This is a genomic window from Pseudomonas sp. MN1F (assembly GCF_009391885.1).
Classification (GTDB): Bacteria; Pseudomonadota; Gammaproteobacteria; order Pseudomonadales; family Pseudomonadaceae; genus Aquipseudomonas.
This window is the reverse complement of the sequence record NZ_VZII01000023.1, coordinates 1-11,663: the sequence shown is the minus strand read 5'-3', so window position 1 is coordinate 11,663 and position 11,663 is coordinate 1. Positions and strand designations below refer to the sequence as shown.

Here is an 11,663-nt window from a genome sequence, read left to right as displayed (position 1 = left end):
CCCGCGAACAGGCCGGTACAGGAATCATCAGAGGGCCATGCGGTAATGCAGGCTGTAGCTCTCGACACCGTCGTTCGGGGTCTGGAGGCCGGCATTGGAATAGTGAATCGCCCTCACCCCGATCTCATGCCCACCGGCAAAACGCAGGCCGAAACCAATCCGGTCTTCGAACTGGAACGCCGAGCCTAGCTTGTTGCTCTCGACCTCGGTATTGGCAAACGCCGCCACACCAATCCCCGCTTCGATATAGGGCTTCACCGAATCGCCGGCGAACTCATAGACGAACACCGGCGCAAACGACAGGCTGTGGTTACTCGAGGTCTCATCACCCTCCCAGTAGGTATAGGCGCCGTCCCAATAGCCAGTCAGCCGGCCGACGCTGGACTGCCACCAGCTCGCATCCCAGTTGGACTGCAGGCCCAGTCGGTAAACCATGGTGGAATCACCGGTCTGCCCCACCGAAAACGATACATCGGCCGCTTGCGCTGCCATCACGTGCCCTAGGGTAAAAGCGGCAACTGCCGCCAAACCGAGCAGTTTCTTCATGGGAAACTTCCTTATTCCTGATGCTGTTATTAGTCTTCGCCTTCTATCAGGCAAATCGGTAGAAATCGGCGATGCAACGATAGTTCAGCTGTATTTCACGTTTTTTTTACAACTGAAAGCTTTGCACACTGCCCGACTTATGCCACAGCACTGGCAGGATTTTTCTCAGGGACTGCGGTTCGGCGCTGGTCCAGAATGCCGCGTCGGCTGCTGGCCCATCGGCCAGCAGGTTGCGCTCGGCCAGCAGGCGTTGCAGTTGGCGCGCCACGGCGGCACCGGTATCGATGATGGCCACATCGGCAGGCACCCTCTCTGCCAGCAGCGGACGCAGGAACGGGTAATGGGTGCAGCCGAGGATCAGCGTGTCGCAGCCCGCGGCCAGCAGCGGCTGCACATAACCCTGCAGCAACTGGCGCAACTGCGGGCTGCCGAGGTCACCGGCTTCGATCAACTCGACCAGCCCTGGGCAAGGCTGGGTGATCACTTGCACGTCGTTGGCGAAACGGTCGAGCAAGGCCGCAAACTTGGCACTCTGCAAGGTGCCCGTGGTGGCCAGCACACCGACCACGCCCGAGCGGGTGGCGGCAGCGGCGGGCTTGACCGCCGGCTCCATGCCAACCAAGGGCCAGTCGGGGTACAACTCGCGCAGGTCGGCAACCGCAGCCACAGTCGCGGTATTGCAGGCCAGGACCATTGCCTTGGCACCTTGTGCCTGGAAGAACTCGGCGATGCGCCGGCAGCGCTGGCGGATGTAGTCCGGGGACTTCTCGCCATAGGGCACATGACCGCAATCGCCCACATAGAGCAGCGACTCGTTGGGCAACAGGCGCTGGATCTCGGCGAGTACCGACAAACCGCCAACCCCCGAGTCCATCACGCCGACCGGCGCCGAACGCTCAGCCATCGCGCTTGCCACACACGGCACAGGCCGGGTCACGCTTGACCCGCAGTTCACGCAGGCGCGTGCCGAGGGCATCGATCAACAGCAGGCGGCCTATCAACGGTTCGCCAAAGCCGGCCAGCAGCTTCATCGCCTCCAGCGCCTGCAGGCTACCCACCAGGCCCACCAGCGGGCCGATCACGCCGGCTTCGCTGCAGGTCAGCTCGTCTTCGCTGCCGTGGCCGTACAGGCAGTGGTAGCAAGGGCTGGAGTCACGGCGCGGGTCGAACACTGACAACTGCCCTTCCAGGCGGATCGCCGCGCCACTCACCAGCGGTTTGCCAGCCGCGAAACAGGCCGCATTGACCGCCTCGCGGGTAGCGAAGTTGTCGGAGCAGTCCAGCACCAGGTCGACCGCGGCAACCGCCGCCGCCAGGGAGTCTTCGTCCAGTGCATGGCGGTGGGCGACCAAGGTGATCTCGGGGTTTATCGCCTGCAGCCGCTGCAGCGCCGAATCTACCTTGCTCATGCCGACACTGTCGCTGTCATGGATGACCTGGCGTTGCAGGTTGGTCAGGTCGACGGTGTCGAAGTCGGCCAGGTGCAGCTCACCTACGCCTGCGGCCGCCAGGTACAGCGCCACTGGCGAGCCGAGGCCACCGAGGCCGACGATCAATGCCTTGCTGTGCTTGAGCCGCAGCTGGCCGTCGATGTCTACCTGGGCCAGCAGGATCTGCCGGCTGTAACGCAACAGTTCCTGATCGCTCAGCATGGCAGGCGCCCCAATGAAATACGCTCATGGCCGCCCAGGTCGTTGCGGCTGGCCACCTCGGTGAAGCCTTGCGCGCTCAGCAGGGCACGCACGTCCGCCGCCTGGTCGTAACCGTGCTCGAGCAGCAGCCAGCCACCTGGCACCAGGTGTTCAGGCGCCTGCGCGACAATCACCCGCAGGTCATCGAGGCCATCGGCCCCGGCCACCAGCGCACTGCTGGGCTCGAAACGCACGTCGCCTTCGACCAGGTGCGGGTCTTCGGCGCGGATGTACGGCGGGTTGCTGAGAATCAGGTCGAAACGCTGCCCGGTCAGGCTGCCAAACCAGTGGCTGGCCAGCACCTGGACGTTGCCCAGGCCCAGGCGCTGGCGATTGCGCTCGGCCAGGGCCACGGCCTCTTCGACGCGGTCAACGGCTGTCACCTGCCAGGCCGGGCAGTCGCTGGCCAGGGCCAGGGCGATGGCACCCGTGCCGGTGCCCAGGTCGAGGACTTTGGCTGGCGATGCGGGCTGCAGCTGCAACGCAGTTTCGACCAGCAGTTCGGTATCCGGGCGCGGAATCAGCGTATGCGGCGCCACTTCCAGATCAAGCTTCCAGAAGCCCTGCTGCCCCAGGATGTAGGCCACCGGCTCGCCGGCACGGCGGCGCTGCAGGTAGCTCGCGTAGGTCTCGGCATCTTCGCTGCTGACGATGCGCTCGGGCCAGGTGTGCAGGAAGCTGCGCGACTTGCCAATGGCAGCGGCGAGCAGCAGTTCGGCGTCCAGGCGTTCGCTGGGCGAGTCTGGCAACTGCGCGTTGCGCAGGAGGCTGGCAATGATGGTCATCAGTCCCCCAGGGCAGCCAGTTGGTCGGCCTGGTATTCGGCCAGCAACGGTTCGATCACGGCCTCCACGCCACCGGCAAGGATGTCGTCGAGCGAGTACAGGGTCAGGTTGATGCGGTGATCGGTCACCCGCCCCTGTGGATAATTGTAGGTACGGATACGTTCGGAGCGGTCACCGGAGCCGACCAGCAGCTTGCGCTCGCTGGCGATGGCGTTCTGCGCGGCGCTGGTCTGCATGTCGTTGAGCTTGGCCGACAACCAGGACATGGCGCGGGCGCGGTTCTTGTGCTGCGAACGCTCTTCCTGGCACTCGACCACGATGCCGGTGGGCAAGTGGGTGATGCGGATCGCCGAGTCGGTCTTGTTCACGTGCTGACCACCGGCGCCCGAGGCGCGGTAGGTGTCGACGCGCAGGTCGGCCGGGTTGATCTCGATTGCCGCTTGCTCGTCGGGCTCGGGCAGCACGGCCACGGTGCAGGCCGAGGTGTGGATACGGCCCTGGGATTCGGTTTCCGGCACACGCTGAACACGGTGCGCGCCGGACTCGAACTTGAGCTTGCCGTACACGTTGTCGCCTTCGACACGGGCAATGATCTCTTTGTAGCCGCCGTGCTCGCCCTCGTTCTCGGAGAGGATTTCCAAGCGCCAGCCGCGCTTCTCGGCGTAGCGCGAGTACATGCGGAACAGGTCGCCAGAGAAGATCGCCGCCTCGTCACCGCCCGTGCCGGCACGGATCTCGAGGAACACGTTACGGCCATCGTTGGGGTCCTTGGGCAGCAGCATGCGCTGCAGGTTGGATTCCAGCTCGACCAGCTGTTCCTTGGCTTCGCGTACTTCTTCGACGGCCATCTCGCGCAGGTCGGGGTCGGCGTCCTTGAGCAGCGCCTGGGCGCCTTCGAGGTCGTCCTGCACCTTGCGCCACTCTTTATAGGCGGCGTACACCGGCTCGACTTCGGCATATTCGCGGGAATAGGCGCGGAAGCGGGTCTGGTCGGATATGACTTCGGCGTCACCCAGCAGCGCGGTGAGTTCCTCGAAGCGGTCCTGGAGAATCTCCAGTTTGTTCAGCAGCGACGCTTTCATTGCGGGGATTTGTCCGTCGAGCCCTCGTTGAGGGCAAAGAGTTCCTGGGCCATGGCCAGCGCATCGAGGCGGCCCTCGGCCGAGAGCTTTTTCAGCTGCACGCTTGGGGCATGCAGGAGTTTGTTGGTCAGGCCCCGGGCCAGTTGCGCCAGTACATCTTCGGGGTTGCCGCCATTGGCCAGCAGGCGCTGGGCCTTTTGCAGTTCTTCGTCACGCAGGCGCTCGCTTTGCTGGCGGTAGGCGCGCAGCACATCGACAGCAGCCAGTTCGCGCAGGCGCAGCATGAAGTCTTCGGCGCCCACCGAAACCAGCTCTTCGGCCGCCTGGGCTGCGCCCTGGCGGCTCTTGAGGTTTTCCGCGACCACTTCATGCAGGTCATCGACGGTGTACAGGTAGACGTCGTCGAGTTCGCCCACTTGCGGCTCGATGTCGCGCGGCACGGCGATGTCGACCATGAAGATCGGCTTGTGCCGGCGCTGCTTCAGCGCGCTTTCCACCGCGCCCTTGCCGAGGATCGGCAGCTGGCTGGCGGTGGAACTGATGACGATATCGCTGTTGGCCAGTTCCTGCGGGATGTCGGCCAGCAGCACGGCATGGGCACCGAACTGCTCGGCAAGAATGCTCGCCCGCTCCAGGGTACGGTTGGCGACGACGATACGGCGCACACCTTGTTCATGCAGATGGCGGGCGACCAGGGTGATGGTTTCGCCCGCGCCGATCAGCAGGGCCTGGCTGCGGCCCAGGTCGCTGAAGATCTGCTTGGCCAGGCTGACCGCGGCGAACGCCACGGAAACCGGGTTCTCGCCGATCGCGGTATCGGTGCGCACCTGCTTGGCGGCGCTGAAGGTGGCCTGGAACAGGCGCCCGAGCAGCGGGCCGATGGTGCCGGCCTCGCGCGCCACCGCATAGGCAGACTTCATCTGGCCGAGGATCTGCGGTTCGCCGAGCACCAGCGAGTCGAGCCCGGAGGCCACCCGCATCATGTGCTTCACCGCGTCGTGCTCTTCGTGGACGTAGGCGCTGGCGCGCAGTTCGTCCAGGCTCAGCCGGTGATACTCGGCCAGCCATCGCAGAACGGCGTCGGCGGACAGGTGGTCCTGCTCTATATAAAGCTCGCTACGGTTGCAGGTCGACAGGATCGCCGCCTCACGGCTGGCGGTCAGTCGGCAGAGCTGCTGCAGGGCGTCTACCAGCTGCTCGGGGGTAAACGCCACGCGCTCGCGTACGTCTACCGAGGCAGTCTTATGGTTGATACCAAGTGCAAGAAAGGCCATGCAAGGTCGCTGGTTGTGACGAGAAGCCGATAATTGTCCTCTTTCGCAGGTTTTAGAACAACCACCGTTCGCTATTGTCGTGATAGGCCCGACCGGACCGGCCCCGGTGAGGCCCTCTCCACGGGCGAGGCAAGCACGAAACCGTTGGGAGCGGGCATGCCCGCGAAGAGGCCGGAGCTGGCAAAGCCAATTTCTCATGCCCCTCACCAGGCTGCTCACCCCGAGCGACTGCACAGCCGACGGGTAATAATTCCTACAAAAAACACCTGTCAATGAAACTTCTCGACACATTCAGACCGAAGTTATCCACAATCTTGTAGTCCATTTCCCAAATAGATGTCCCTCTGTTGCCTTCCCCGATATTGCTGCCTAGCCTTGCCAATCACTGGGCCAAGTTCCCAGCCAGTCATTCATTCCGACTGATTGCCAAGGAGAGGTAAGCATGGCATTTGACGCATATATACAAATCGACGAAATCCCAGGTGAAGCCCTGGATGAAAAATACAACAAATGGATTGAAGTCACTGGCTACGATTTTGGCGTCAGCCAAAGTACCTCAGCCACTGCAAGTTCCGCCGGAGGCGCCACCTCGGGCCGCACCGCCGTCAGCAACTTCAGATTCACCAAGTTGCTCGACAGTGCCAGCTGCAAACTCATGGAAGCCAGTTGTGCAGGCTTACATCTCAAGGAAGTGAAACTCGCACTGTGTCGCGCGGGCGGTGACAAGCTCAAGTATTACGAGGTCATTCTCGAAGAAGTGATCATTGCCGATTACACACAGAGCGCGGCCGACGGTGTGCCGGTCGAGGTAGTACAACTCGATTACGGCCGAATCAAGACCACCTATACCCAGCAGAAACGCATCGACGGCTCCGGCGGCGGCAACATTGCTGGCGGGTGGGACCGCATCGGCAACAAGAAATACGCGTAAGGAGCCTCCCCATGACCGAAGCCCGCGCGTTCATCAACCCCAAAATGCAGAACTACCACACACTCAAGGCAGACCTTGCGCTTGGCGGGCATTCGGCAAGCAAGTTCGACGTTCTGAATGCTCACATCTACAACAATGTGGTCAGGAGCGGCGAGCTGGTCATTGTTGGTGATTGGTCCACGCCCTCGTGTACCAGCCAGGAGGCGTATCTGATGGCGAAGGCTGCCCAAGCGCATATGGGACTGATGCGCAGCGGGCAAGGTGCCGATGAGTTTTTTCTGGATAATTTCGAGTTGCTGAAAAGCCTGCTTGCCCATGCATCCGTGGGCGCAGGCGTGGTCAGCGATGGTTGGAGCAGGCACCTGAAGGCCATCCACGACACGTTGCTGGAAATTGAAAAGCTGTATCAGGGGCACATGAGTTCAGGAACGCTCAGGGCTCACGAACAATTCTATGCCAGACGTGCGGCGCTGTTCGCCAAGCTGGATGGGCAGTTGAGCAAAATAGCGGCGCTTGGTGCTAGCTTGCGAAACAAAGGGTCAATCAAGAAAACGCTTGGCCTTTCTACCAAAAGCTATTTGCATACAGGGGAAGTTGCGGGATATGCGAATAAGGTTGCCGGGGTTGCCAAAGCTGCCAACCTAGTAAAAAAAGGGACCTACATAGGCATTGCACTAGAAGTTGCAGCTACCGGCCTGGAAATTCAAAGAGCATGCACATTGGGACGCGAAGACGCCTGCAGAGAAGCAAGTTATATTGAAAGTACTTCTTTGGCCGGCAGCCTTGGCGGCTCGACCGGCGGAGCAGCGCTAGGCGGCTACGCGCTTGCCCAATTATGTCTTGCTATTGGCGTACCAACAGGCGGCGTTGGAGCGTTTTCTTGCGGTGTTATTGGAGGAGCAGCAGGAGGAATGATAGGTGGCGAGCTCGGAAAAATTCTGGGAAAAAAGACAGGCGAGTTTCTATATGAGGCATTGGAGAAATGACAAACCCACTATGGGCAATAGCAGGTCTACTCACAATAACCTCACTGCTGATCAACACTTTCGCACTGACCTACATAGCCCATAAAAAAATTGAAGAAATAGAATTACTCTTAAATAATTGCGACTTCGTCAAAGGCAATACTGCCATTTACTCACACGCAGGATTACCTGGAAAGGCAATACGACTCTGCATGATAGCCGGCATGTTATCAACTCCAATCTTCTACATCCGCCGAAAACTGGCAAACCCCAGTGATATAAAAAACTTCCCACGCAGGACGAGACAAATACTATTATTCTTTTGGTACTACCTCTTAACATCAACCCTTTCACTGATAATACTCGGCAGCATTGTGAAATACCTCGACCCACAGTAGAGAATCATTACTAACCCATCCACTTATCTGTTCTTCAACATCGCATACAGGTTCAGAGAACAATGACAAAACCAAGGTACGAAGGGTACCGAACCTTGACCTCACTCCGCCGCCCCTGTCAGCACGCCCAAGCGGTAAACCAAGATCCTTGCAAGTGGAAATGAACGCCACCATGGAACCGAGGATAATAGGAGCTTTAATAATCATCCCCATTCCACTCATACTCTTAGCACAATGCTACGTTGCTCATAAGCACACCGAGTTTTTTGAGTCGCTTCTACCAAACTGCAAGTACATCATAGACAACAGAAACATCTACAAGCACGCTGGGCTACCAGGAAAGTTAATACGCACTGGCTCCATATCGGTAGTATTGGCAATCCCCAAATTGTTCATATGGCGAGGGCTCGCTAACGCGGAGGAGGTCAAGGCTTTCCCCGCAAAGCATCGATGCATTCTTCTTTGTCTGCTGACTTTGCATCTGACGCTGCTATCAGCGCTCGTGCTTTCCCACTTCCTGTTTCCAACTCAATAACCGAATCAACGGGGCGATCTATACCGCCGAACCTATCGCCCCACACCGTTGTCCGACGCTTGCACCACCATGCTGTAAACCACGACCTTCGCAGGTGGGTTTGCCCCCGCGCTTGTGTCATCATGCTCCGACCGCCGGTTAGTCTTTTTAAGCCTCTCTATGAACAGACCCTACGCATTGCTGCTTGCCTTCGCCCTGCTCCAGGGCTGCCAGAGCCTGGCCCCGCAAAAGGCCGAGCCCCCCGCCGCCGAGGCCGAGGCGAAGAAGCCCGTGGTGTATGGGTCGTTCACGCAAGACACCCTTTATAGCCTGCTCGTGGCCGAGCTGGCCGGCCAGCGCAACCGCTTCGACATCGCCCTGGCCAACTACACCGACCAGGCCGAGAAGACCCAGGACCCAGGCGTCTCCGAACGCGCCTACCGGATTGCCGAATACCTGGGCGCCGACGAGCCGGCCTTGGACAACGCGCTGATCTGGGCCAAGAACGACCCGGAGAACCTCGACGCTCAACGTGCCGCTGCCATCCAGCTGGCCCGCGCCGGCCGCTACGACGACTCCATGACCTATATGGAGAAGGTGCTGCAGGGCCAGGGTGACACCCACTTCGACTTCCTCGCCCTGTCCGCCGCCGAAACCGACCAGAGCACCCGCGACGGCCTGATGCAGAGCTTCGACCGCCTGCTGGTCAAATACCCGAACAACAGCCAACTGGTGTTCGGCAAGGCGCTGCTGCTTAACCAGGACGGCAAGTCCCAGGAAGCCCTCGACCTACTCGAAGCGCACCCGGCACAGAATGGCGAAATCGCCCCGATCCTGTTGCGCGCCCGCCTGCTCCAGGCCCTGGACCGCGGCCCGGAAGCGCTGCCGTTGCTGCGCGGGGCGATCCGGGACAACCCGGACGACAAGCGCCTGCGCCTGACCTACGCGCGTACCCTGGTCGAACAGGACCGCATGGCCGACGCCAAGGCCGAATTCCTCAGCCTGGTCCAGCAGTACCCGGATGACGACGAATCGCGTTACTCCCTGGCCCTGGTGTGCCTGGAGATGAAGGACTGGGAGGAAGCCGAGGTCTACCTGCGCGAGCTGATCGAGCGCGACAGCAACGTCGACGCCGCCCACCTCAACCTGGGCCGCATCGCCGAGGAGCGCCACGACCCGGCCGGCGCCCTGCGCGAATACGCCCTGGTCGGCAACGGCCCGGACTACCTGCCGGCGCAACTGCGCCAGGCCGACATCCTCATCGCCAACGGCCGCGGCACCGAGGCTTCGCGCCTGCTCGCCGAGGCCCGCGAGGCGCAGCCAGACTACGCCGTGCAGCTGTACCTGATCGAATCGGAAAGCTACAGCAACAACAACAAGGACGCCCAGGCCGACCAGGTGCTGCAGCAAGCCCTCAACCGCTACCCGGACGACCTCAACCTGCTTTATACCCGCGCCATGCTCGCCGAAAAACGCGATGACCTGCCGCTGATGGAAAAAGACCTGCGCGCCATCATCGCCCGCGAGCCAGACAACGCCATGGCGCTGAACGCCCTCGGCTACACCCTGGCCGACCGCACCTCCCGCTACGACGAAGCCAAGGCACTGATCGACAAAGCCCACCAGCTGACCCCGGACGACCCGGCCGTGCTCGACAGCATGGGCTGGATCAACTACCGCCTGGGCCACCTCGACGAGGCTGAAACCTACCTGCGCCAGGCCTTTGCCCGCTTCCCCGACCACGAAGTGGCCGCCCATCTGGGCGAAGTGCTGTGGGCCAACGGCAAGCGCCGCGAAGCCCGCCAGGTCTGGGCCAAGGGCTTCGAAGCCCAGGCCGACAGCCCCATCCTGCGCAAGACCATCCTGCGCCTGACCGGATCCGAGACTCTTTAACGCCATGTTTCTGCGCCATTGCATCACCTTCACCCTGATCGCCCTGCTGGCCGGCTGTGCCGGCTTCGGGAGCCGCGAGGCCCTGCAGGGCCACGGCGACCCACAGCAGTGGCGCGCCCATAAAGAGCAGTTGAGCAGCCTCGATGGCTGGCAGATCAACGGCAAGGTCGGCATCCGCGCCCCGCGCGACTCCGGCAGCGGCACGCTGTTCTGGCTGCAACGCCAGGACTACTACGACATCCGCCTGGCCGGCCCGCTCGGCCGCGGCGCGGCTCGCCTGACCGGCCGCCCTGGTGGCGTGGTACTGGAAGTGGCCAACCAGGGCCGCTATGAAGCCACCAGCCCCGAAGCCCTGCTGGCAGAACAGCTTGGCTGGCAGCTGCCGGTCTCGCACCTGGTCTGGTGGGTTCGCGGCCTGCCCGCCCCCGACAGCAAGAGCAAGCTGACCCTGGATGGCGACAGCCGCCTGGCCAGCCTCGACCAGGATGGCTGGCAGGTGCAGTACCTGAGCTACACCGAGCAGAACGGTTACTGGCTGCCCGAGCGCATGAAGCTGCATGGCAAAGACCTCGACGTGACGCTGGTGGTCAAGGACTGGCAGCCACGCCAGCTGGGGCACTGATCGTATGCATACGCTTACCCTGCCCGCCCCGGCCAAGCTCAACCTGTGGCTGCACATCATCGGTCGCCGCCCCGATGGCTACCACGAGCTGGAAACCGTGTTCCAGTTTCTCGACCATGGCGACGAGTTGAGCTTCGCCGTGCGCGAAGACGGCGTGATCCGCCTGAATACCGAAATCGAAGCCGTGCCCCACGACAGCAACCTGATCGTGCGCGCCGCGCGTAAATTGCAGGAGCAATCCGGCACCCGCCTGGGCGCCGACATCTGGCTGACCAAGGTGCTGCCCATGGGCGGCGGCATCGGCGGTGGCAGCTCGGATGCGGCGACCACGCTGCTGGCGCTGGCACACCTGTGGCAGCTGGACTGGGACGAAGACCGCCTGGCCGCGCTGGGCCTGAGCCTGGGCGCCGACGTACCGGTGTTCGTCCGTGGCCATGCCGCTTTTGCCCAGGGCGTTGGCGAGCAACTGACTCCGGTCGACCCCGAAGAGCCGTGGTATGTCGTACTGGTGCCGCAAGTATCTGTCAGCACAGTAGAAATTTTTTCACATCCACAGTTGACACGTGATTCCCTCCCCCTTAAGATGCGCCCCGTTCCCAAGGGAAACAGTCGAAATGACTGCCAACCGGTGGTAGAGCAGAGTTACCCAGAAGTTCGCAACGCGCTGAATTCACTGGGGAAATTCACAGAGGCTCGACTTACCGGCACTGGAAGTTGTGTGTTTGGGGCCTTCCCAAGCAAAGCCGAAGCTGATAAAGTTCTGGCCCTTCTTTCAGCGACCCAAACAGGGTTTGTGGCGAAAGGAAGCAATATTTCGATGTTGCATCGCAAGCTGCAAAGTCTGGTCAAGAAGTCGAGCGCATAAGCGTTCGCAGCAACAGATACAGGGGCGTCGCCAAGCGGTAAGGCAGCAGGTTTTGATCCTGCCATGCGTTGGTTCGAATCCAGCCGCCCCTGCCATT

Annotated in this window: 12 protein-coding genes and 1 tRNA gene; 7 read left to right on the top strand and 6 right to left on the bottom strand. The window is 61.4% G+C overall.

Going from position 1 to position 11,663, the window contains the following annotated elements; genetic code table 11:
* Nucleotides 1-27 precede the first annotated feature (27 nt).
* The 6 genes from F6X59_RS12815 to hemA all read right to left on the bottom strand — a co-directional run bounded on the left by F6X59_RS12815 (nt 28) and on the right by hemA (nt 5,378).
* Nucleotides 28-546, bottom strand: a complete 519-nt coding sequence (locus F6X59_RS12815; protein WP_152956546.1) for an acyloxyacyl hydrolase — start codon at nt 544-546, stop codon at nt 28-30.
* Nucleotides 547-652: 106 nt separating this feature from the next.
* A complete protein-coding gene (gene murI / locus F6X59_RS12810; RefSeq protein WP_152956545.1) occupies nt 653-1,450 on the bottom strand; it encodes a glutamate racemase in 798 nt (265 codons plus the stop codon).
* A complete protein-coding gene (locus tag F6X59_RS12805; RefSeq protein ID WP_152956544.1) occupies nt 1,443-2,198 on the bottom strand; it encodes a molybdopterin-synthase adenylyltransferase MoeB in 756 nt (251 codons plus the stop codon). The genes murI and F6X59_RS12805 overlap by 8 nt, the downstream gene beginning before the upstream one ends.
* Nucleotides 2,192-3,022, bottom strand: coding sequence for a peptide chain release factor N(5)-glutamine methyltransferase (gene prmC, locus F6X59_RS12800; RefSeq protein ID WP_152956543.1), 831 nt, complete (start codon nt 3,020-3,022; stop codon nt 2,192-2,194). Before prmC ends, F6X59_RS12805 begins: the two co-directional genes overlap by 7 nt.
* Nucleotides 3,022-4,104, bottom strand: a complete 1,083-nt coding sequence (gene prfA / locus F6X59_RS12795) for a peptide chain release factor 1 (protein WP_027918306.1) — start codon at nt 4,102-4,104, stop codon at nt 3,022-3,024. The genes prmC and prfA overlap by 1 nt, the downstream gene beginning before the upstream one ends.
* Complete coding sequence (hemA, locus tag F6X59_RS12790; protein WP_152956542.1) at nt 4,101-5,378, bottom strand: glutamyl-tRNA reductase; 1,278 nt, start codon at nt 5,376-5,378, stop codon at nt 4,101-4,103. The genes prfA and hemA overlap by 4 nt, the downstream gene beginning before the upstream one ends.
* Before the next feature lie 442 nt (nt 5,379-5,820).
* Here hemA and F6X59_RS12785 point away from each other — a divergent pair, with 442 nt between their 5' ends.
* From F6X59_RS12785 to F6X59_RS12760, 7 genes are all read left to right on the top strand, one after another.
* Nucleotides 5,821-6,309: a type VI secretion system tube protein Hcp gene (locus tag F6X59_RS12785; RefSeq protein WP_152956541.1), complete on the top strand. Its 489-nt coding sequence runs from the start codon at nt 5,821-5,823 to the stop codon at nt 6,307-6,309.
* 11 nt (nt 6,310-6,320) lie between these two features.
* On the top strand, nt 6,321-7,295 hold the full coding sequence (locus tag F6X59_RS12780) for a hypothetical protein (RefSeq protein WP_152956540.1): 975 nt from the start codon (nt 6,321-6,323) through the stop codon (nt 7,293-7,295).
* The gene (locus F6X59_RS28505) at nt 7,292-7,672 is read left to right on the top strand and encodes a hypothetical protein (protein ID WP_218572250.1); all 381 of its coding nucleotides are present in this window, start codon (nt 7,292-7,294) and stop codon (nt 7,670-7,672) included. Before F6X59_RS12780 ends, F6X59_RS28505 begins: the two co-directional genes overlap by 4 nt.
* Nucleotides 7,673-8,366: 694 nt before the next feature.
* On the top strand, nt 8,367-10,079 hold the full coding sequence (locus F6X59_RS12775; RefSeq protein WP_152956539.1) for a tetratricopeptide repeat protein: 1,713 nt from the start codon (nt 8,367-8,369) through the stop codon (nt 10,077-10,079).
* Between the two features lie 4 nt (nt 10,080-10,083).
* Nucleotides 10,084-10,701: a lipoprotein insertase outer membrane protein LolB gene (lolB, locus tag F6X59_RS12770; protein WP_152956538.1), complete on the top strand. Its 618-nt coding sequence runs from the start codon at nt 10,084-10,086 to the stop codon at nt 10,699-10,701.
* 4 nt (nt 10,702-10,705) lie between these two features.
* Nucleotides 10,706-11,566: a 4-(cytidine 5'-diphospho)-2-C-methyl-D-erythritol kinase gene (ispE, locus tag F6X59_RS12765; RefSeq protein ID WP_152956537.1), complete on the top strand. Its 861-nt coding sequence runs from the start codon at nt 10,706-10,708 to the stop codon at nt 11,564-11,566.
* Between the two features lie 20 nt (nt 11,567-11,586).
* A tRNA-Gln gene (locus tag F6X59_RS12760) sits at nt 11,587-11,661 on the top strand.
* Nucleotides 11,662-11,663 lie beyond the last annotated feature (2 nt).